19 protein-coding genes are annotated in these 19,914 nt (G+C 63.3%); 8 read left to right on the forward strand and 11 right to left on the reverse strand.

Translation table 11 applies throughout. The features are described from left to right. On the reverse strand, nucleotides 1-897 hold the full coding sequence (locus DFR48_RS01390; protein WP_114361804.1) for a LysR family transcriptional regulator VtlR: 897 nt from the start codon (nucleotides 895-897) through the stop codon (nucleotides 1-3). Nucleotides 898-917: 20 nt separating this feature from the next. Then, the gene (gene trxB, locus DFR48_RS01395) at nucleotides 918-1,892 is read right to left on the reverse strand and encodes a thioredoxin-disulfide reductase (protein WP_114361365.1); all 975 of its coding nucleotides are present in this window, start codon (nucleotides 1,890-1,892) and stop codon (nucleotides 918-920) included. Between the two features lie 230 nt (nucleotides 1,893-2,122). Between trxB and DFR48_RS01400 the strand changes: the two genes are divergently transcribed. Both DFR48_RS01400 and DFR48_RS01405 read left to right on the forward strand, forming a co-directional pair. After that, on the forward strand, nucleotides 2,123-2,590 hold the full coding sequence (locus tag DFR48_RS01400; RefSeq protein WP_114361366.1) for an Lrp/AsnC family transcriptional regulator: 468 nt from the start codon (nucleotides 2,123-2,125) through the stop codon (nucleotides 2,588-2,590). Between the two features lie 2 nt (nucleotides 2,591-2,592). Next, entirely contained in the window at nucleotides 2,593-3,510 is a 918-nt protein-coding gene (locus tag DFR48_RS01405; protein ID WP_147273498.1) for a hypothetical protein, read from the forward strand. Between the two features lie 6 nt (nucleotides 3,511-3,516). Here the strand turns inward: DFR48_RS01405 and DFR48_RS01410 are convergent, their stop codons facing one another. Next, the gene (locus DFR48_RS01410) at nucleotides 3,517-4,338 is read right to left on the reverse strand and encodes a polysaccharide pyruvyl transferase family protein (RefSeq protein ID WP_114361368.1); all 822 of its coding nucleotides are present in this window, start codon (nucleotides 4,336-4,338) and stop codon (nucleotides 3,517-3,519) included. 99 nt (nucleotides 4,339-4,437) lie between these two features. Beyond that, nucleotides 4,438-5,019 carry a hypothetical protein gene (locus DFR48_RS01415; protein ID WP_147273499.1) on the reverse strand — a complete coding sequence of 194 codons (582 nt, stop codon included), beginning with the start codon at nucleotides 5,017-5,019 and terminating at the stop codon, nucleotides 4,438-4,440. A gap of 223 nt (nucleotides 5,020-5,242) precedes the next feature. On the opposite strand from DFR48_RS01415, the gene DFR48_RS01420 reads away from it, so the two are divergent. Continuing rightward, the gene (locus DFR48_RS01420; RefSeq protein ID WP_114361370.1) at nucleotides 5,243-5,974 is read left to right on the forward strand and encodes a hypothetical protein; all 732 of its coding nucleotides are present in this window, start codon (nucleotides 5,243-5,245) and stop codon (nucleotides 5,972-5,974) included. Between the two features lie 6 nt (nucleotides 5,975-5,980). On the opposite strand, the gene DFR48_RS01425 is transcribed toward DFR48_RS01420, so the two are convergent. The 5 genes from DFR48_RS01425 to carB form a co-directional block, all read right to left on the reverse strand. Continuing rightward, nucleotides 5,981-6,790 (reverse strand): glycosyltransferase family 25 protein, encoded by an 810-nt coding sequence (locus DFR48_RS01425; protein ID WP_114361371.1) that lies wholly within the window; start codon nucleotides 6,788-6,790, stop codon nucleotides 5,981-5,983. 8 nt (nucleotides 6,791-6,798) lie between these two features. Beyond that, nucleotides 6,799-7,863, reverse strand: coding sequence for a glycosyltransferase family 4 protein (locus DFR48_RS01430; protein WP_114361372.1), 1,065 nt, complete (start codon nucleotides 7,861-7,863; stop codon nucleotides 6,799-6,801). Nucleotides 7,864-7,894: 31 nt separating this feature from the next. Then, nucleotides 7,895-8,371 (reverse strand): transcription elongation factor GreA, encoded by a 477-nt coding sequence (gene greA, locus DFR48_RS01435; RefSeq protein ID WP_114361805.1) that lies wholly within the window; start codon nucleotides 8,369-8,371, stop codon nucleotides 7,895-7,897. 165 nt (nucleotides 8,372-8,536) lie between these two features. Then, nucleotides 8,537-9,766 carry a T6SS phospholipase effector Tle1-like catalytic domain-containing protein gene (locus DFR48_RS01440; RefSeq protein WP_114361373.1) on the reverse strand — a complete coding sequence of 410 codons (1,230 nt, stop codon included), beginning with the start codon at nucleotides 9,764-9,766 and terminating at the stop codon, nucleotides 8,537-8,539. Nucleotides 9,767-9,980: 214 nt separating this feature from the next. Continuing rightward, nucleotides 9,981-13,475 carry a carbamoyl-phosphate synthase large subunit gene (carB, locus tag DFR48_RS01445; RefSeq protein WP_114361374.1) on the reverse strand — a complete coding sequence of 1,165 codons (3,495 nt, stop codon included), beginning with the start codon at nucleotides 13,473-13,475 and terminating at the stop codon, nucleotides 9,981-9,983. Nucleotides 13,476-13,721: 246 nt separating this feature from the next. On the opposite strand from carB, the gene DFR48_RS01450 reads away from it, so the two are divergent. Next, complete coding sequence (locus DFR48_RS01450; RefSeq protein ID WP_114361375.1) at nucleotides 13,722-14,453, forward strand: DUF1868 domain-containing protein; 732 nt, start codon at nucleotides 13,722-13,724, stop codon at nucleotides 14,451-14,453. A 43-nt stretch (nucleotides 14,454-14,496) separates the two neighbouring features. Here DFR48_RS01450 and DFR48_RS01455 read toward each other — a convergent pair whose 3' ends face one another. Then, the gene (locus DFR48_RS01455) at nucleotides 14,497-14,763 is read right to left on the reverse strand and encodes a hypothetical protein (protein ID WP_114361376.1); all 267 of its coding nucleotides are present in this window, start codon (nucleotides 14,761-14,763) and stop codon (nucleotides 14,497-14,499) included. A 124-nt stretch (nucleotides 14,764-14,887) separates the two neighbouring features. Here DFR48_RS01455 and DFR48_RS01460 point away from each other — a divergent pair, with 124 nt between their 5' ends. Both DFR48_RS01460 and ypfJ read left to right on the forward strand, forming a co-directional pair. Continuing rightward, nucleotides 14,888-16,372 (forward strand): amidase, encoded by a 1,485-nt coding sequence (locus DFR48_RS01460; protein WP_114361377.1) that lies wholly within the window; start codon nucleotides 14,888-14,890, stop codon nucleotides 16,370-16,372. A gap of 103 nt (nucleotides 16,373-16,475) precedes the next feature. Then, nucleotides 16,476-17,393: a KPN_02809 family neutral zinc metallopeptidase gene (gene ypfJ, locus DFR48_RS01465; RefSeq protein WP_114361378.1), complete on the forward strand. Its 918-nt coding sequence runs from the start codon at nucleotides 16,476-16,478 to the stop codon at nucleotides 17,391-17,393. Nucleotides 17,394-17,435: 42 nt separating this feature from the next. Here the strand turns inward: ypfJ and DFR48_RS01470 are convergent, their stop codons facing one another. Continuing rightward, the gene (locus DFR48_RS01470) at nucleotides 17,436-17,921 is read right to left on the reverse strand and encodes an SRPBCC family protein (RefSeq protein WP_114361379.1); all 486 of its coding nucleotides are present in this window, start codon (nucleotides 17,919-17,921) and stop codon (nucleotides 17,436-17,438) included. A 50-nt stretch (nucleotides 17,922-17,971) separates the two neighbouring features. On the opposite strand from DFR48_RS01470, the gene DFR48_RS01475 reads away from it, so the two are divergent. Beyond that, the gene (locus DFR48_RS01475) at nucleotides 17,972-18,295 is read left to right on the forward strand and encodes an ArsR/SmtB family transcription factor (RefSeq protein ID WP_114361380.1); all 324 of its coding nucleotides are present in this window, start codon (nucleotides 17,972-17,974) and stop codon (nucleotides 18,293-18,295) included. Between the two features lie 204 nt (nucleotides 18,296-18,499). Next, nucleotides 18,500-19,897: an MATE family efflux transporter gene (locus DFR48_RS01480; RefSeq protein WP_114361381.1), complete on the forward strand. Its 1,398-nt coding sequence runs from the start codon at nucleotides 18,500-18,502 to the stop codon at nucleotides 19,895-19,897. Nucleotides 19,898-19,914 lie beyond the last annotated feature (17 nt).

Genomic DNA, 19,914 nt, shown 5'->3' on the forward strand with positions numbered 1-19,914 from the left:
TTAGAAGTTCCAGTTTCGGGCCTTCGCCACGATGAAATCGCGGAAGGCCTTCAGCTTCGCCGCGTTCTTCATCTCGTCCGGATAGCAGAAATAGGTGTCGAAGGACGGCACGTCCGCGCCGGTCACGAGTTGCAGCAGGCCGGGATCTCGGCCGACGATATAGTCCGGCAGCATCGCGATGCCGATCCCGAGCAGGCAGGCGCGCTTGATCGAGGTGAGGCTGTTGATCTGCAGGTGCGGCTGGCGCGGGTTGTCGGAGGTGCGGCCGGCGACTTCCAGCCAGTTGACGTCGAGCAGGTAGATCGGCGCGGGTTCGCCGAAGGTGATGATGCGGTGGTTGTCGAGGTCCTCGATCGACTGGGGCTCGCCGTAGCGGTTGATATAGGAGGGGGCCGCGTAGACGTGCATGTGCACGGTGAAGAGCTTGCGCTGGATCAGATCCGACTGCTGCGGCTGGCGCAGCCGGATCGCGCAGTCCGCATGGCGCATGTTCACGTCCAGCTCCTCGTTGTCGAGGATGAGCTGGATCGACATGTCGGGATAGAGTTGCAGGAACTCCTGGATCTTGTCGGTGAGCCAGCCCTGGCCGAGGCCGACCGTCGTGGTGACGCGGAGCTTGCCGCTCGGCTTCTCCGTCGTCTCGGTGAGCTGCATCTTCACCGTCTCGAGCTTCAGCAGCACGTCGTGGGCGGTGCGGTAGAGAAGCTCGCCCTGCTCGGTGAGGATGAGGCCGCGCGCGTGGCGGTGGAAGAGCTTGACGCCGACTTCCTGTTCCAGCGCGCTGACCTGGCGGCTGATCGCCGACTGGGACAGATGCAGCTTGTCCGCCGCATGCGTGAACGAGCCTGCCTCCGCTGCCGCATGAAAAATGCGCAGCTTGTCCCAGTCCAGTGGCATTCCGCCGCCTCTCATCATGATCACTCCGCCGCTTCGGCTCGGGTGGAGACGGCCGTCAGGTAGCGTTCGGCCTCGAGAGCGGCCATGCAGCCCATGCCGGCGGCGGTGATCGCCTGGCGGTAGACGTCGTCGGTAACGTCGCCGGCGGCGAAGACGCCCTCGACGCTGGTCGCGGTGGAGTCAGGGGCCGTCCAGAGATAGCCGTTGGACTTGAGCTTCAGCTTGTCCCTGAAGAGCTCGACTGCCGGGGCATGGCCGATGGCGACGAAGACGCCGTCGATCGCCATGTCAGAGACCGCGCCGGTCACCGTGTTCCTGAGGCGGACACCGGTGACGGACGGCGGCATCGGCGGCTTTGCGGCCTCGCCGGTGATCTCCTCCACTTCCGCGTTCCAGACGACCTTGATGTTGTCCTTCGCAAACAGGCGCTCCTGCAGGATCTTTTCCGAGCGGAAGGAATCGCGGCGGTGGACGACCGTCACCGACTTCGCGATGTTCGACAGATAGAGCGCTTCCTCGACCGCCGAGTTGCCGCCGCCGACGACGATCACATCCTTGTTGCGATAGAAGAAGCCGTCGCAGGTGGCGCAGGCCGAGACGCCGAAGCCCTGGAAATGCTGCTCGCTTTCAATCCCGAGCCATTTCGCCTTGGCGCCGGTCGCGATGATCAGCGTATCGGCCGTCCAGACGGCGCCGGAATCGGTGCGTACCGTGAAGGGGCGGTGGTCCATGTCGACCTCGGTCACGAGGTCGTTGACGATCTCGGCGCCCACGTGTTCGGCCTGTTTCAGCATCTGCTCCATGAGCCACGGCCCCTGGATCGGATCGGCAAACCCCGGATAGTTCTCGACGTCGGTCGTGATCATCAGCTGTCCGCCCTGTTCCATGCCGGCAATCAGCACGGGTTTCAGCATGGCCCGCGCTGCATAAATCGCGGCGGTGTAGCCGGCCGGGCCGGAGCCTATGATCAACACCTTGGTATGACGGGCAGTCATGGTCGTTCCTTTCAGGGATGTCGCAGAGGATGAACGATCGATTCGCATCGGGGCCATATGTCTGCCGCCCCATTTATGATTGCTCCATGCGTTTATTCAAGGTCAGCCTTGCAATAACGGCACGGCATCCACACCGTACGGCAATAATTGTGCCTGGCGGGGACTGATTCTTGCGTAATCGCGGGAATGCGGTACATATCCGCGCAGCCACATCTGAGAAGGTTTCTCCCTTGTTCCGCGCCGAGCTGGACGCCATCGACATCCGTATCCTCCGCGAGCTGCAACGCGACGGCCGCATCACCAATGTCGAGCTCTCCGAGCGCGTCGGCATTTCCGCGCCACCCTGCCTGCGCCGCGTGCGCAAGCTCGAGGAGGCCGGCATCATCGAGGGATATCACGCGTTCCTCAACGCGCCGAAGCTCGGCTTCGACCTCGTCGCCTTCTGCATGGTCGGTCTCAAGCATCAGTCGGAGAGCAACCTCAAGGCCTTTGCCGCCGCGACGGAAAGCTGGCCGCTCGTCCGCCAGGCCTGGATGGTCTCCGGCGACAGCGACTTCCTGCTCCATTGCGTCGCCGAGAACCTCACGAAGTTCCAGGACTTTGTCATCGAGGTGCTGACGGCCAACGACCACGTCCATACCGTCCGCACGATGCTGACCATCCGGCAGGTGAAGCGGCTCGGGCTGGTGGAGATCTGAACGTGACAGGTTTGGTGCAGGTCGGCAATTCGGCAGCGGCGATCGAGACTTTTCTCGGCGCGATCCGGCTGGAAACGGGAGCCCCTTCGGCGGACCGTCGTGCAGGACATGTCGTCGCCCATTTGCGCCGGCCGCAAGACGGCGATCAATATGCCGAGGCCGGTCTGAAGGATCTCATCGCCCTTGCGGAAAGACGAAGGGAAAAGCCGCCGCTTTTCGTCTCCTATTTCACCGCAGACACGCCCTACGAAGCACTCGCCGAACGTCTGAGGCTGTCGCTGGACCGTTTCGGCCTGCCGCATCGTATCGAAGCGATCCCGTCTCGCGGCAGCTGGGTCGCCAATACCGGGCTCAAGGCCGCCTTCATCGAGCGCGTCTGGCAGGAAAGCGACGGGCCGATCTGCTGGGTCGACGCCGACGCAGAAGTCCTCCGCACGCCCTATTTCGTGTTCGACAATCCCTTCGACTTTTCGGCGGTACAGCGGCACGGTTGGTATGTCATGTCGGGCTTGATCTACCTGAACAAGACGGAGGGGGCGGGGGCCATCGTGCGTCGATGGAATGAACTTTGCCGGGCCAATCCGCATGTATGGGATCAGGTGCTGCTGACGCTTGCGTGGTTTCAGACAGCGCGGGAGCGGGATCTTTCGACGCTCTGGATGAATGACGGCATCTTTCGCTTCCCGCGACCGTGGCTGCGGGATCTGCGCGACCGCGTCCTTTACTATCCCAGGCAAAAGAAGATGCGGCCCTTCATTGACCAGAAACAGGCCTCACGTTCCCTCAAGGCTTTCGTCGATGGTTCGAAGAAGCGCGAGAATGAGCGGGGAAGCGACGATCTGTCGGAGGGCTTCATGACCGCTTTGAAGGTCTACGACTTCAGTTTCGACGCCCGGATCGAGACGATCTTCAGAGCATGAGATGCTCTAGACGGCGGCGGACAGCAAGACCTTTTCGAGCCTGCCGGCGATTTCCTCGATTGACTGCATATAGCTGAAGTCAGGATACCCTTCGTTGAGCAAGAGGTCCAGATTTCCACTTTGGTCCAGGTGTCGCCGTTGGGGCGCTGTTCGCCCAATTGCGCTTGCATAGTCTTCAAACTTGTAGTTGCCTCCGGCAATTCGGTCGCCCAATGCTATACGCCAGTTTGGGATACCAAAGCTGTCAGCTGCGACCAGTCCATGCAGGCTGGACGACGCGATATGCTCGCACTCGCCGATCAGCCTCAATGTATCCATCGGATCGATGTCGAGCGGGATCAGCAGTGAATTGGGCGTTTGCTCGACGATTTTCTTGAGTAACGGTGAATCTGCGTCGGTATAATGCGCGGTGATACCCCACTTGTAGCGCTTGGTTGAAGCCGGTTGGTGCAATCGATTGAACAGCAGTCCAGGATCGCCGAGTGGCAAGTCGCAAGGGCAGGCCAGTCGCTCTCTTGTGTGCTCTCCTCGCACAGCCAGCACATTAGTGAAAATGCGCGAGATATTGTCGCCCGCACGAAGGCAGCCGGAGCCCCATATCTGAATCGGAAGGAAGCGCCCGTGCAGAATCCGCTTGATGCGCCGTTCGGCGATCATTTCGATGATGCTGCCAATCGCCGCCCAGTCGCACCGCGATACGGTTGCGTGATGAACCTCCCGGCCAGTAATGTGAGACACTAGGATCGGCGATATATCGTCACCGAAGTTTGTTGCGCCATTGCGTCGGCGACTGAAGAACAGACGGATCGGTCGTCTCGTTAATCGCATTCGCTCCTCCGAGCAACATCCGTCCTGACAATCAAGGCGCCATCGTGATGCACGTTATGACATGGGGGGCAGGCCCCGCCTTCCAGCGGGCATACACGTCTACAGGTTGGTGTTGAAGCCTCTGATGTAGAGCAGGACCTGCCGATCCCAGCTTCTGATATCGGCTATGTAGCCGACCGCTGAAATCACGCCTACGAGGTCTTTCATGTTCATATGATTGCGCCAGCCCCTGCTGGTTGATCTGATCCGGATTTCTTTGAGGTATTTTGCGTCGTGGAACTCCGACGACAGAGGAACGGGACCATATGAGAGGAGGAAGTACTGATGGAATTCGCTCAGCAACGCGAGTGTCTTTCCTAAATCGTTCATGTACTCGCAAACGCCGCTCAATACCCCGACGGAATTTTTCGTGACGGAAATCGCATCTTCATTCAAATCTACGACTTCATTTTCGTCGCTCCATTTTTTCAAATCATAGCAGTCTACGTGATATCCGTATTGCGTTGACGCAATTTTTCGAAATGGGGTGTAGGGACCGCACCCGTACTCCGAAAACGTCCACCTTTCTTCTTTGCTCTCGTGATCGAGGAACATGGAGAGCAATTCGCCGCTCCGCTCTCCCCACTTCACATCATATGAATTGGCGCTGAGCCATCGGGTCTTGATTGTCTTGTCGAGCATGATCGCCATTCTGGAAAAGAGTGTCGGTTACTGGTTGCAAGCTATCGATGGAATCGGGACCGGCGCAATAGGTTGAACCCTTCAGTGCCTGTGTTTCGGTGGATAAGGCCGGAAGTCTGTCGGGGTCAAGAAGCGGTCAAGGTTGTTGTTTCCATCCGAAGATGCTGTTGCTATTCACAGATAGGCCGCCAGATGTGGTGACGCGGCTGCGAAAGAAGGTCACATGCCGCGCAAGAAAACCGGGCTCGAACGCTTCCTTTCCTTTAATCAGCACCGCAAGCGGTGGGGTGCCCGTCGGCACCTGCCGACCGAGGTCGATTTCGCGGTGCTGAAGGCGGCGATCGTCGAGGGAGGCGAGCAGCAACAGACGCGCGGCTCGGAAAAATCGCTTGATGAGCATCTTGCCAACCTGCGCCGCGAGTTTTCGGGTCGGTCGGAGCTCGTCTACCATCATGCCAAGCTCATCGTCCTCCTGCGCCGCGAGTTCCGCGTCAAGGAGACCTTTGCCCAATTCAAGGGACTTTGGGAAAGCGAAGCCGAGTTCCTGTGCGAACATCTCAACATCCGCTGGCTGGTTTCCGCCGCGGACACCTTCGCAGATCATGATCCCGACCGGGCCGTGCGCAACGCGGCGCTCCTCGTGTCGCTGCTGGTCAATACGGTGAAGGTCTACGAGACCGAGCGGTTCATCACGGCCGCTGCCGGCAATTCTGTCCTCGACGACAGGATCGAACTCCTGCAAACCGAGCTCGTGCCGCTTTTCGAGGGCCTCTCGTGTTTCACCGTCGGGACCGACGACACGCTCCGCAACATGCGCTGGCGGCTCGAGAAAGCATTCGACGACGGGGTGCTCGGGATGATCCTGAAGACGGTCTATGACCGCCTTCAGGTCAACGATACCGTGTTTGCCCGCCTTCGGGCGCTGCATCGACGCGACCGTACCGGCTGGTGGTAGCCGCAATCATCCGCGCGTGAGTTCCCTCAGATGGTCGAAGTCGCGAGGGTCGAGCATGATTTCGCGGCGGACGGCAACGGGAGCCTTGATGACGCGGCGAAGCCCCATGCGCAGTTGCGCGAGGGCACGGCGGAACCGAAAGACGAGTTTCCTGTGCGGGTCGGCTTCCGTTGCGTTCTTGCCGGCGTCGATCGCCGACCGTGTGGCAATAGGCTCCTCAATGCCGTAATGGCGGCAGCGGTCGATCTGGAGCGCGAGAGCCGGGTCCGCCTGATAGGCCTTCAGTTCATAGGCGGCGCATATCACGGCGTCGGCAAGTCCCGCTCTCCGTGCGGTTCTCTTCATGAGTTTTCGCGCTCCTTCCGGCCAGAGCACGTAGGCGGCGGCGCCGGTCCTGTCCTGGTAGAGCCTGCGGATCGGCAGGTCAGTGTGGAGCCCGCTCGGGCTCTTCGACACCAGTTTCTTGCGGGCACGCACTTCCAGCGTCACCAGATCTGTGTCGTTCCGTTTCTCCAGGCGGGCAAGAAGATCAGGGACGCGCTTCGAAAGAACCGCGTCGTCTTCGAGAATCAGGGACGGCGTGTCGCTCGCCGCGACCATTTCCCAAGCTGCGCGATGACTGAGCAGGCAGGCCTTCTCGACATCCACGAGCGGGCGTTCCCAGGTGTCCCAATAGGTCGATGGACGTAACGCCGGAGCGCTTGCCATATCGAAAGCCCGCAGACGCCGGTATGTCAGCCCAAGTGCCTCCATTTGAGCCTTCTGGAAGGCCATGCGCTCGGTCGCCCTGTCAAGATTGATGATGATCACATCCATGGTCGGGCCTAGGGGGCGTCATCGATGAGGCGGCGGTAGATTTCGCCGAGCCGGCGGGCCTCGCCCTCGATGCTGAAATTTCCGGAGACGTGGGCCAGCGCCCGGGCGCCCGCCGCGGAAAGGCGTGCCGGATCGTCCATGAAGGCGCCGGCGGCGTTCGTCATCGCGGCGAGGTCGTCGGCGGGGATGACGATACCGGTCTCATCCCTCCCGGTCACCACCAGTTCGGGGAAGGCGCCGACATCGGTCGCGACGACGGGCACGGCGGTTGCCATCGCCTCCAGCGGTGTGAGGCCGAAACCCTCCCAGCGCTGCGGCGCGACGAAGAGGTCGAGCGCCCGGTACCAGTCGTTGATGTTGGCGTGTTCGCCGACGAAGAGAATGCGGTCCGAAAGCCCGGCTTTCGTGACCCGCTCCTTGAGTTCGGTCTCGAAGGTGGCGTGGGAGGCGGTCGCCCGGCCCGCGACGATGGCGCTCCAGTCCGGCCGGTCGGACAGCAGGGCGATCATCGCGTCGACGAAGAGGTCAGTGCCCTTCTGGTGGCGCACGCGGCCGAAACAGCCGGCGATCTTCTTTTCGGGATCGAGCCCGACCGCCTGCTTCGCCGCAGTCTTGTCTGCGGGGGGGAAGAAGCGCGCCGTATCGATGCCGTGCATGACGACGCTGTTTTCGACTTCGAGATAGGCGGCAGTGCGGGCGCTCGTTGCGACGACGGCGTCGACGCGGGCAATCAGCGCCTTGGTCCAGCGGGTATGTTTGCGCTGCGAGGCGGAGGTGAAGAGAACCTTGATCGGCATGCGCAGGAGATCACGCAGCACGAGGCCGGCGAGCATCTCGTTGTTGCGGCGCGCGTGCCAGACGCGCTTGCGCCCGCTGCGCAGCCTCTTCCAGAGCCGCAGCAGGTCGGCATAGCCGATTCGCGGAAGCGAAGAGGGAAGGCCCGGTCCGAGGGTTGCAACCTTCTGGCCGAGCCGGGTCTGTACGGGAACGAGCTGGATGATCGTCGAGGTGACGCCGGAAAGCCGCTGCTTGAAATTCGGCGCGATGACCTCGACGTCTGCGATATCCGTCACGCGGGCAATCCTTGTTCCGGCGACAGAGCCCTCAGCCCCACTGCACCGCCAGGATCTCGTAGGCCCTGGAGCCGCCGGGTGCGACGACTTCGATCGAGTCGCCGACTTCCTTGCCGATCATGGCACGGGCAATCGGCGAGGAGATCGAGATGCGGCCCTGCTTCACGTCGGCTTCCTGGTCGCCGACGATCTGGTAGACCTTCTCCTCGTCGGTGTCCTCGTCGACGAGCTTCACCGTCGCGCCGAACTTGATCTTGGAACCCGACATCTTGGAAAGGTCGATGACTTCCGCGCGCGCAATCAGGTCCTCGAGTTCCGTGATGCGGCCCTCGTTATGGCTCTGGGCTTCCTTGGCGGCGTGGTACTCGGCATTTTCGGAAAGGTCGCCATGGGCCCGCGCTTCCGCGATCGCCTCGATGATCCGCGGGCGCTCTTCCTGTTGCCGCCAGCGCAGTTCTTCCTGCAGCTTGGCGAAACCGTTCTGCGTCATCGGTACCTTTTCTACCATTTCGACTTCCTTCGCATGTGGCGCCTGCATGGCGCAGACATAAAAGAAAACAGGTTCCGGAGCGCCGCCCCGGAACCGTGTTTCAAATCATCAGTTCGAAAGGTATAGCAGCGCGGTCCGAATTTCCAGAGGTTTTGTCGCGCCCGCCTGCGGCTGCCTTCGCGATCAGGATTCCACACGATAGCGGGCGGGGAGGTTCTCCGGCGCGTAGGGCCCTTCGGGCAACGGGGAGCCGAGACGGTCGACGACCGACTGGTGGACCAGCGCATTATCCGGGATGAAACGCGGGTCGCTCAGCGGGACGTAGACGCCGCCGGCGATACCGTGACGTCGCCATGAGCTGTCCGGAATACGTCGGGGCACGAGCTCCAGAAGCCGCCAGGCAGGGTTCATGCTGTCGTGGGCCGGCCCTTTCGGGTCAGGCGCGACATGGGGCTTTTGCGGGTTCTGCCCGTGCACGATCTCGTTCACCGTGCGGGTGATAAACTCGAGCCCCTTGCCGGTCGCTTCCCGGATCATCCAGGCGAGCGGGATCTTGATGAGTGCGCTTTCCCTTTCCGGATGACCGCCGCCGACGTCTCCGTGGCAGCCGGCGAACCAGACCTCCTTGACGTCCTGCGGTGGAGGATCGTCCTTAGGACGGAAGGGGCTGCCCCAGTAAGGTTGGTCGATTTCCCAGTATTGCGGGCGGAACATCGTCCGCCGCTCGTCGATCGCCAGCGCATGACGAACGATCTCGACGCTCGGATTGCGCCGGGTGAACGGATGCGTCTTCAGCCGCACACCCGAGGAGCCGTGCTCGATCACCGAGCCCACCGTATCAAAAAGCCCTAGCATCTTGATCTTCGGTCGGTAGGTCTTCAGCGCCCGCTCGTGCAGCCGCATGACGGAGAAGGCCGAAGGCGTGTCCTCGCCGGCGGCGGCGTCCCCCGGCGGCGGGACGAAATCCGGGATCGCCTTGTAGGCGCTGTAGGCGTAGTCGACGAGGTTGAGGTTGTGCCGGCTGACGAGGCCGAGGGCATGGATGAAGCCGGCCAGCACTCTTGCGGTATAGGCGCCGCGGCTGAAGCCGAAGAGGAAGAGATGGTCGTCTTCGCCGTCTTTCCTGCGGCCCCGGCCGCTAGAGGCGGATTCGTAGTTCTCGACGATGAAGCGGTAGGCGTCCTTGACGTTCTGGTCGAGGCCCCAGCCGGTGCCCATACCCCATATCTCGACTGCATCGCGATAGGGCTTCAGCCAGGCGTTCACCGCACCGAAGGTGCCGACGCCCGGATCGTAATAGACGATCTGGTCGGTGTTTCGCTTCAGCGCCCCGAAGAGGCGCAGGATGTTGGTTCGGTCCTCGGCAATCTCGTTCGAGGTGCCGTCGAACAGGAGGACGATGTTTTTCGCCATGATGCACGCTCTCCGCCGTCACGCGGGAAGCATAGCAGGTGGTGTGCCGTACAACAATTTGCGGTTGATCGGCGCAGGGTGACGGCTGCCGTCCGGCTATGCCGGGTCAGTGCGCATGTTCAATCGCGAAGGCAGGCAACTTGACGGTCAAGCGCCGGGTAAAAAGAAGCCGGTCAAGGGGTGTCTTGACCGGCTTTCGCGTTGTGGTTCCGTCTCAGAAGTAGCTCTGCAGCGGCCGAACTTCGAGCTGACCGCTCTTGAGCGCCCGGATCGCTTCCGCCGCGGCCAGCGCGCCGGCCATGGTGGTGTAGTAGGGCACCTTCTGCATCAGCGCGGCGCGGCGCAGCGACTTGGAGTCCGAGATCGCCTTGTTGCCGTCGGTCGTATTGATGACGAGCTGGACCTGGCGGTTGCGGATGGCATCCTCGATATGCGGACGGCCTTCGAGCACCTTGTTGATCTTGACGGCGTCGATGCCCTTCTCTGCGAGGAAGCGCTGGGTGCCGCCGGTCGCCATGACCTTGAAGCCGATGTCGGCGAGGAGGCGCACGGCCGGCAGGACCCGCTCCTTGTCCTCGTCGCGGACCGAAACGAAGACCGTGCCTTCACGCGGCAGTTCGACGCCGGCGCCGAGCTGGCTCTTGGCGAAGGCCAGCGCAAAGTCGGTGTCGAGACCCATGACTTCGCCGGTCGAGCGCATTTCCGGGCCGAGCAGCGTGTCGACGCCGGGGAAGCGGGCGAACGGGAAGACGGCCTCCTTGACCGCGATGTGCTTCAGGTTGCGCGGATCCGGCTTCCTGCCATAGGCGGCGATCGCCTGGTCGAGCTTCTCGCCGGTCATGATGCGGGCGGCGATCTTGGCGATCGGCGCACCGATGGTCTTGGCGACGAAGGGCACCGTGCGCGAGGCGCGCGGATTGACTTCGAGAACGTAGATCGTGCCGTCCTTGATGGCGTACTGCACGTTCATCAGGCCGCCGACGTTGAGCGCTTTCGCCATCGCCCTGGTCTGGCGTTCCAGCTCGTCCAGCAGTTCCGGCGAGAAGGAGCGCGACGGCAGCGAGCAGGCGCTGTCGCCGGAGTGGATGCCGGCTTCCTCGATGTGCTCCATGATGCCGGAGACGAAGACGTTCTCGCCGTCGCAGAGCGCATCGACGTCGACCTCGACCGCGTTGGTCAGGTAGCTGTCGAACAGCAGCGGGTTCTTGCCGAGCAGGGTGTTGATCTGGCCGGTCTTGTCGTTCGGGTAACGCTGCTTGATGTCCTCCGGAACAAGACCCGGAACGGTGTCGAGCAGGTAGGACTGCAGCATGCTTTCGTTGTGGATGATCTGCATTGCACGGCCACCCAAGACGTAGGACGGGCGCACGACCAGCGGGAAGCCGATCTCGGAGGCGACGAGGCGGGCCTGCTCGACCGAATAGGCGATGCCGTTGTTCGGCTGCGTCAGGTCGAGCTTCATCAGGAGCTTCTGGAACCGGTCACGGTCCTCGGCGAGGTCGATCGCATCCGGCGCGGTGCCGAGGATCGGGATGCCGTTCTTTTCCAGCGCCTCGGCGAGCTTCAGCGGCGTCTGGCCACCGAACTGGACGATGACGCCGACGAGCGTGCCGCTTTCCTGCTCGGCGCGCATGATTTCGATCACGTCTTCGGCCGTCAGCGGTTCGAAATAGAGGCGATCGGAGGTGTCGTAGTCGGTCGAGACCGTTTCCGGGTTGCAGTTGACCATGATCGCTTCATAGCCGGCATCCTTGAGCGCGAAGGCGGCATGGCAGCAGCAGTAGTCGAACTCGATGCCCTGGCCGATGCGGTTCGGACCGCCGCCGAGGATGACCACCTTCTTGCGGTCGGAGACCTGCGCTTCGGAACGGGCATTGCCGACGAAGGGCGTCTCGTAGGTCGAATACATGTAGGCGGTCGGCGAGGCGAACTCGGCCGCGCAGGTGTCGATGCGCTTGAAGACCGGGCGGACGCCCAGCGAATTGCGCAGCATCGCCACGTCCTTCGGCTTGCCGCCGGTCAGCGAGGCGAGGCGGGCGTCGGAGAAGCCCATGGCCTTCAGCATGCGCAGGTTCTCGGCGTCTTCCGGCAGACCGTGTTCGCGGATGCGGGCTTCCATGTCGACGATCGCCTTGAACTGGGCGATGAACCACGGGTCGATCTTGCAGCCTTCGTGCACTTCCTCCGGCGACATGCCGAGGCGCAGCGCCTGGGCGACCATGCGCAGCCGATCCGGGGTCGGCGTGCCGATCGCGGCGCGGATCGCGTTCCTGTCGTCGCCGCTGTCGCCATTGGAGCCGAGGCCGGGGATTTCGATCTCGTCGAGGCCGGTCAGGCCGGTTTCGAGGCCGCGCAGCGCCTTCTGCAGCGACTCTGCGAAGGTGCGGCCGATCGCCATCACTTCGCCGACCGACTTCATGGCGGTGGTCAGCGTCGGCTCGGCGCCGGGGAACTTCTCGAAGGCGAAGCGCGGGATCTTGGTGACGACATAGTCGATCGACGGCTCGAACGAAGCCGGTGTGGCGCCGCCGGTGATGTCGTTTTCGAGTTCATCCAGCGTGTAGCCGACGGCGAGCTTGGCGGCGACCTTGGCGATCGGGAAGCCGGTGGCCTTTGAGGCGAGCGCCGACGAGCGCGAAACGCGCGGGTTCATTTCGATGACGACGAGGCGGCCGTCCTTCGGGTTGACGGCGAACTGCACGTTGGAGCCGCCGGTCTCCACCCCGATCTCGCGCAGCACCGCGATCGAGGCGTTGCGCATCATCTGGTATTCCTTGTCGGTCAAGGTCAGCGCCGGCGCCACCGTGATCGAATCGCCGGTGTGGACGCCCATCGGGTCGATGTTCTCGATCGAGCAGATGATGATGCAGTTGTCCGCCTTGTCGCGGACGACCTCCATTTCATACTCCTTCCAGCCGAGCACCGATTCTTCGATCAGCACTTCGGTGGTCGGCGAGGCGTCGAGGCCGGAGCCGACGATCTCGAAGAATTCCGAGCGGTTGTAGGCGATGCCGCCGCCGGTGCCACCCATGGTGAAGGACGGGCGGATGATCGCCGGCAGGCCGACGTCGTCGAGCGCCTGGGCGGCGATCGCCATGGCATGGTTCATGTAACGCTGCTTGCGGTCGCTCTCGCCGAGGTTCCACTGGTTCTCCAGCTCGTCGAGAGCCTTGTCGAGTTCGGCGCCGGAGAGCTTCGCCTTCAGCTCCGCACGGGCGGCCTCGTGGGTCTTGCGGTCGGCATCCTTGATCTCGGTGGCGTTCGCCAGCATCGACTTCGGCGTTTCAAGGCCGATCCTGGCCATGGCTTCGCGGAACAGCGCGCGGTCTTCGGCCTTGTCGATGGCGGCGGGCTTTGCGCCGATCATCTCGACATTGTAGCGGTCGAGCACGCCCATGCGCTTCAGCGAAAGCGCGGTGTTGAGCGCCGTCTGACCACCCATGGTCGGCAAGAGCGCGTCGGGGCGCTCCTTGGCGATGATCTTGGCGACCACTTCCGGGGTGATCGGCTCGATATAGGTCGCGTCGGCGAGACCCGGATCGGTCATGATGGTGGCCGGGTTGGAGTTGACGAGGATGACGCGGTAGCCTTCCTCCTTCAGCGCCTTGACGGCCTGGGTGCCTGAATAGTCGAATTCGCAAGCCTGACCGATGACGATCGGCCCCGCGCCAATGATGAGGATGGACTTGATATCTTGGCGCTTCGGCATCGGCGTCTTCCAATTTTCAGTTGCGCGAAAGGCCGGCCACGGTGAATTCACCGGCCGGGGCGCAAGGAGGGTCTTTTCAGGCTAGAAGCGGCTTATAGGGAATTGTTCGCCGTAGCGGAACCCCAAATTTCATCGCGCGGGAGGAAAGTTGGGGAGGGCGAGGGCAGGCCTGCTGTTCCGTCCTGTCATCGGAGCGTCGCACGACGCCGATACGAGGGGAGCCCCGCCCTTTTATCGGAGTTTGCAATGTCCGCCGACGTATCTGCCGCGCTGTTGCCCACCTACCTGCATCCCTTCTCGCGCAGCCTGCGGCAGGAGCCGCTGCCGCATTTCGGCACCCGCTATGGCGCCGACGGCGTCTTTCTTCCGGAGCCGGGCAATACCGTCGTCTGCCACCTCGCTGCCGGTTCGGACAGCGAACGCGCGATCGTCGCGGCGCGCAACCGCTATCTCGACACGCCGGAGGCGAAGCTCCTTGCCTTCACGCCCGTCTCGAGCCTCCACATGACGCTCTTCCAGGGCATTATCGAATATCGCCGTCGCCTGCCTTTCTGGCCGAGCGACGTTGCGCTCGATACGCCGATCGGCGAGATGACCACGATCTTCACGGAAAGGCTTCACGGCTTTGCCGGCGGGGCGCCGTTCAGGATGGCAGTGACGCGCGCCACGCCGACCGGCCTCATTCTCGAAGGCGCGAGCGCGGCTGACCGGGCGGCGCTGAAGGACTGGCGCGAGCGGCTGGCGGAGGTCTTCGGCTACCGCCACCCCGATCACGACTCCTATCGTTTCCACATCACCTTCGCCTACCTCATCGAGCGGTTCGATGATGCGGCGCTCGCTCGGTGGCATCCCTTCCTCGACTCGGTCGTCGAGGACATCAGGAACAATGCCGGGACCATAGAACTGCGGCCGCCGGCCTTCTGCTCCTTCGAGGACATGAACCACTTCGAGGAACTGCGGGTGCTGGCATCCGCCTGAGCGGCACCGCCGGTCGTCCTTCCCGCAGGATTCCAGCCGAGGCTCACGGACCGTTGTGGTGATAGACGACCTCGAAATGCTGGGGTGTCGTCAGATAGACGTTCTGCGCGCCGGGATAGCTGGCTGTCAGCTGGGTGCCGTCCGCGACCACCCAGTCTCCGACGCGGTCATAGGTCAGGCCGTGGTAGCTGATGCGGGTGATCGCGGCACCCGCATTGGCGTTGCCGTTGCCCGGAAGATTGACCTGTGTGTTATCTGCAAGAAACAGGGTCATGGCATCGGCCTGCTGGTTGTGTACCGGATACACCATCTGCAATCTCCATCCTATGGTTGCAATCAGACAATATACTCTTATTGAGGGAATTTTCTCCGGCAAAATCGGTAGGGTTGCTCCTGAATTTGCGCATGCTAGCCTGCGGCTCTGGGGGGCTCACATGTTTGAAGATTATCTGAATTGCGATGCGCTCGGTCTGGCGGAGCTGGTCCGGCGGAAAGAGGTGTCCGCGCGCGAACTCGTCGATACGGCGATCGCCCGCATCGAACGGGACAATCCGAAGCTCAACGCCGTCGTCCGGCCGATGTTCGACACGGCGCGGCGCCAGGCCGAAGAGCCGGCGGGAGAGGGGCCGTTCGCCGGTGTTCCCTTCCTCGTCAAGGATCTTCTCGCCCAGATTGAAGGGGTGCCGACCTCGAATGGCAACAGGCTCTGGGCGCGCATTCCCGCGACCGGAGAGAACGAGCTCGTCAAGCGCTGGCGCAAGGCCGGGGTGATCTTTCTCGGCAAGACCAACACGCCGGAATTCGGGCTGACACCCTATACCGAGCCGGAGGTCTTCGGCCCCTGCCGCAATCCGTGGGACCCGAGCCGCACGCCGGGCGGATCGAGCGGCGGCTCGGCGGCGGCGGTCGCAGCCGGCATGGTGCCGATCGCATCGGGCGGCGACGGCGGCGGGTCGATCCGCATTCCCGCTTCGGCCTGCGGCCTCTTCGGCATGAAGCCGACGCGCGGACGCACGCCCGTCGGCCCCTTCATCGGCGAGGCCTGGTCGGGCTTTGCCGGCGAGCATGTGCTGACGCGCTCGGTGCGCGATTCGGCGGCCATGCTCGACGCCACCCACGGACCGGATGTCGGCACACCGCATCCGCTCCCCGCCTATCCCGGTTCCTGGCTGGAGGCGGTCGGCCGCCCGCCGGGGAAGCTTCGGATCGCAGTCTCCGACGCGCCGATGCTCGGTCGGGAGGTGGCTCCGGAGGTGAAGGTCGCCTTCAGGGAGACGGTGCGGCTTCTGGAAGACCTCGGGCACGAGGTGGTGGAGGCGGCGCCCAAGGTCGACCGGACCGCCTTTTCCATGGCCTTTCTGACGGTGCTCGCCGCCGAGCTGCGCGCCGACATCGCATTCACCGCCGAAACGGCCGGCGTGAAGACAAGGCCGGAGGATTACGATCCGTCCTCCTTCGGTCTGGCGCTCCTGGGTCAGGCCTTCTCCGCTGCCGAGCTTGCTGCGGCGCTGCGCTACCTGAAGCTCTCGGCGCGATCGATCCTCGGCTTCTTCGAGACCCACGACGTGCTGATGACGCCGGTCCTCGCAAGCCTGCCGGTGAAGGTCGGCGCGCTGCAGCCGAAACCGATCGAGAAGACACTCATCCGCATCATGGGGCACATCCGTGGCGGATGGCTCCTGAAGAAGCTCGGCATCGCCGAGCAGCTCGCCGCCGAGACCTTCGGGTTCATTCCCTGGACGCCGGTTTTCAACGTCACCGGACAGCCGGCCATGTCGGTGCCGCTCCACTGGTCGGCGGAGGGCCTGCCGGTCGGCATGCATTTCGTTGGACGTTTCGCGGACGAAGAGACTCTCTTCCGGCTTGCCGGGCAACTGGAACAGGCCCGGCCGTGGAAAGACAAGCGTCCGAACCTCTGACAACCGTCGCAGACCGCGCTGCTCCGAATGGCCGTCGGGAACGCTTTCGGCTATAGACTGTTTTCGCCAACAGCGGAAAGCAGCCGGAAGAAGAGGTGCCGACATGGAATGGAGAGGCCGACGTCAGTCGCAGAACATCGAGGATCGCCGCAGCGCCTCGACACCTGGCACGGGCATGGGGCGCGATCCGTTCGGTCGCTCGGGCCTGCGCATCCCGGTCGGGCGGCGCGGCGGGGGCTTGAGCATCTCGACCATCATCATCCTGATCGTCCTCTACTTCGTCCTGAAGATGATGGGCATCGACATGCTGCAGATGCTGGATGGCGGCTCCACGAGCGGCCCCGGCTACGAGCAGACGGTGCAGCGCGAGCTCTCGCCGCAGGAGAAGGAGATCGGCAGCTTCGTCGGCGTCGTGCTCGCCGAGACCGAGGACACCTGGAACACGATCTTTTCGGCATCCGGTGAGCGTTACGAAGAACCGAAGCTGGTGCTCTTTTCCGGTGCCATCCGCTCGGCCTGTGGTTTGGCGTCTTCGGCGACGGGTCCCTTCTATTGTCCGGGCGACCGCAAGGTCTATCTCGACACCGACTTCTTCCGGCAGCTCGCGCAGCAGTTCGGCGCTTCCGGCGATTTCGCCCAGGCCTACGTGGTCGCCCACGAGGTCGGCCATCACGTGCAGAACCTGACGGGCATCCTGCCGAAGTTCAACCAGATGCGCCAGACGATGGGCGAGGGCGAGGCAAACCGCATGTCGGTGCGCGTCGAGCTGCAGGCCGACTGCTTCGCCGGCATCTGGGCCAAGCAGACCGACCAGAAGGGGCTTCTCTCCGCCGGCGACATCGAGGAGGCGCTGAACGCCGCCCAGCAGATCGGCGACGATACGCTGCAGAAGCGCAGCCAGGGCTATGTCGTTCCCGACAGCTTCAACCACGGCACCTCGGCGCAGCGGATGAAGTGGTTCAAGCGCGGCTACGACGCCGGCAAGGTCAAAGCCTGCGATACCTTCTCCGGCGACGTCTGATCGTCAGTGTTCAGGCGGATGCCGCAGCCGGCGTCCGCCTGCCTACTTGAACATGCCTTCGCGCAGGTTGATGCCGTATTCGAGCCATGCCTTCATCGCGCAGAGCATCTGCATCCAGCCCTGACAATTGCCGTAGGAGGCGGAGAGCCCGCCGGGCGTCGGACGCCAGCCTTCCTCGGCGATGGTGACGAGCGTGCGCCCGTCAGCGAGCGGTTCGAACTCCATGGTCACGGTCGTCTTGTATCCGGCTGGCGTCGTCACAGGGTCGCCCTCGGCGGGCGAGCCTTCGTTCGCCTCCCAGCGCAGGACGATGCGCCGATCCTTGACGACCTCTACCACCTCGACCGGAAAGGCGCCGGGAAAATCATGGAAATCCCAATAGACCGTCGCGCCGGTTTCGAGCCGTCCCTTCGCGCCGCCAGTGGTGAAATAGCGTGAGAGTATGGCCGGATCGACGACCGCCTCGAAGACCTCGCTGATGGGCCTGGAGATATGCGCAGACACTCTGAACTTCAGCGGACCGTTCATGGTCGTCTCCTCTTCTTGGCATTCGGTCAATAATGTTATAAAAATATAACATGTCAAGTGCAAATCAGGAGGATCTGGTCTTCAAGGCGCTGGCCGCGCCGGTGCGGCGGGCGATGCTCGACCGGCTGAAGGAGGCGCCGCTGACGACCGGGGCACTTTGCGAGTCTTTTCCCGCACTTGACCGCTGTACGGTGATGCAGCACCTGAAGGTGCTGGAAGGTGCTGACCTCGTCATCGTCAAACGGGAAGGGCGGGAGCGCCGCAACATCCTGAACCCGCTGCCGATCAAGGCGATCCATGACCGATGGATCGGCGAGTATGCGGCGAATGCCGTCTCGCTGCTGGATCGCCTGAAACGCGACCTGGAGGGGTGATCGCCAGAGCACCGGCGGGCCGAAACCTCTGCGCGAGGCGCGAGCGATTTTGCATGGCTCCATAAGGCGAATTGATATGTCGACGAGTTTTGCTGAAGAAACGCCCTTTCGGGTTGCGCGTTTCGGACGGCTCGCGTATCCGTGGCGCTGTCCGCCGCTTGCCAGATTTCCCGCAAGCGGCTTTTTTCGTCCAGGGTTTTGAACATGTCCACGCAAACCGCAGTTCGGCCGGTAGGCTCCTCCAACAGCTGGGGCGAGCATATCCGCGCAACGCTGGCGCTGGGGATTCCACTGATCGGCGCCCAGTTCGCCCAGCTCGGCATCCATACGACCGACGTCGTCATCGTCGGGCAGCTGGGTGCGCAATCGCTTGCGGCGATGGTTCTTGCCGGCCAGTTCTTCTTCACCGTCTTCATCTTCGGCTCGGGGCTCTCGATCGCCGTCGTGCCGATGGTGGCGCAGGCCTCTGGCCGCGGCGACGTGGTCTCGGTGCGCCGTTCGCTGCGCATGGGCATGTGGGCCTCGATCGCCTACACGCTGCTGACGATGCCGCTCTTCTTCAATGCCGAGCGGATATTGCTCGCACTCGGCCAGAAGCCGGAGGTGGCGGCCCTTGCCGCCGGATACGTGATGATCGTCCAGTTCGGGCTCCTGCCGGCGCTGCTCTTTGCCGTGCTGCGGGCCCTCGTCAGCGCCATCGGCCGGGCGGGGATCGTGCTCTACGTGACGCTCGGGGTGCTGGTGATGAACGGCGTTCTGGCCTACGGCCTCGTGCTCGGCCATTTCGGCCTGCCGGCGCTCGGCATGACCGGGGCGGCGATCGTCGCCGTCTGCGTCCAGTGGGCGAGCTTCCTCGCCATGGTCGTCTATATTCAGACTCGCGAGCAGACCCGCAAGTACGAGCTCTTCGTCCGTTTCTGGCGGCCGGACTGGCATGCTCTCTGGGAAGTCGTGCACCTCGGCCTGCCGATCAGCGTGACCGTTCTCGCCGAAGTGAGCCTCTTCACCGCCGCCTCGCTGCTGATGGGGCGCATCGGCACGATCGAGCTCGCCGCGCACGGGATCGCCCTGCAGCTCGCCTCCATCGCCTTCATGATCCCGCTCGGCCTCTCGCAGGCAGCAACCGTCCGGATCGGTGTCGCCCACGGCCGTGGCGATTATGCCGAGCTCGTGCGGGCGGCGATCGCCGTTTTCGCCATCGCCAGCCTGATCGCGATCGCCGGCGGCATTCTCTTCTTTTCGTTGCCGCGCGAGCTCAGCAGTGTCTTCATCGACGCCAACAAGCCGGAGGCGCCGGCGGTGCTCGACTTTGCCGCGCATCTCGTGGTGGTCGCCGGCATCTTCCAGCTCGTTGACGGGCTGCAGGCGATCGCAAGCGGCCTGCTGCGCGGCCTCAAGGATGCCCGCGTGCCGATGGTCATGGCGCTCATCGCCTATTGGCCGATCGGTTTCTTCCTCGCCTGGCTGATGGCCTTCCCGCTCGGTCTCGGCGGGGTCGGCATCTGGCTCGGCTTCCTCGTCGGGCTCGGCAGCGCCTCGTTCCTGCTTTGCGCCCGCTTTTTCCTCAGGGTGCGCTACGAAATGCGAACGGCCCGACAGTGATTGCCGGGCCGTCGAAA

This window comes from Ciceribacter lividus, from assembly GCF_003337715.1.
In the GTDB taxonomy this organism is placed as follows: domain Bacteria; phylum Pseudomonadota; class Alphaproteobacteria; order Rhizobiales; family Rhizobiaceae; genus Allorhizobium; species Allorhizobium lividum.

Bases quoted from the DNA above. Each gene is read 5' to 3' on its own strand.
- DFR48_RS01420 (WP_114361370.1), top strand. From the start codon at position 5,243: ATGCCGCGCAAGAAAACCGGGCTCGAACGCTTCCTTTCCTTTAATCAG.
- DFR48_RS01440 (WP_114361373.1), bottom strand. From the start codon at position 9,766: ATGGCGAAAAACATCGTCCTCCTGTTCGACGGCACCTCGAACGAGATT.
- ypfJ (WP_114361378.1), top strand. From the start codon at position 16,476: ATGGAATGGAGAGGCCGACGTCAGTCGCAGAACATCGAGGATCGCCGC.
- DFR48_RS01460 (WP_114361377.1), top strand. From the start codon at position 14,888: ATGTTTGAAGATTATCTGAATTGCGATGCGCTCGGTCTGGCGGAGCTG.
- DFR48_RS01425 (WP_114361371.1), bottom strand. From the start codon at position 6,790: ATGGATGTGATCATCATCAATCTTGACAGGGCGACCGAGCGCATGGCC.
- carB (WP_114361374.1), bottom strand. From the start codon at position 13,475: ATGCCGAAGCGCCAAGATATCAAGTCCATCCTCATCATTGGCGCGGGG.
- DFR48_RS01410 (WP_114361368.1), bottom strand. From the start codon at position 4,338: ATGCGATTAACGAGACGACCGATCCGTCTGTTCTTCAGTCGCCGACGC.
- DFR48_RS01390 (WP_114361804.1), bottom strand. From the start codon at position 897: ATGCCACTGGACTGGGACAAGCTGCGCATTTTTCATGCGGCAGCGGAG.
- DFR48_RS01450 (WP_114361375.1), top strand. From the start codon at position 13,722: ATGTCCGCCGACGTATCTGCCGCGCTGTTGCCCACCTACCTGCATCCC.
- DFR48_RS01470 (WP_114361379.1), bottom strand. From the start codon at position 17,921: ATGAACGGTCCGCTGAAGTTCAGAGTGTCTGCGCATATCTCCAGGCCC.
- DFR48_RS01415 (WP_147273499.1), bottom strand. From the start codon at position 5,019: ATGCTCGACAAGACAATCAAGACCCGATGGCTCAGCGCCAATTCATAT.
- DFR48_RS01455 (WP_114361376.1), bottom strand. From the start codon at position 14,763: ATGGTGTATCCGGTACACAACCAGCAGGCCGATGCCATGACCCTGTTT.
- DFR48_RS01480 (WP_114361381.1), top strand. From the start codon at position 18,500: ATGTCCACGCAAACCGCAGTTCGGCCGGTAGGCTCCTCCAACAGCTGG.
- greA (WP_114361805.1), bottom strand. From the start codon at position 8,371: ATGGTAGAAAAGGTACCGATGACGCAGAACGGTTTCGCCAAGCTGCAG.
- trxB (WP_114361365.1), bottom strand. From the start codon at position 1,892: ATGACTGCCCGTCATACCAAGGTGTTGATCATAGGCTCCGGCCCGGCC.
- DFR48_RS01475 (WP_114361380.1), top strand. From the start codon at position 17,972: ATGTCAAGTGCAAATCAGGAGGATCTGGTCTTCAAGGCGCTGGCCGCG.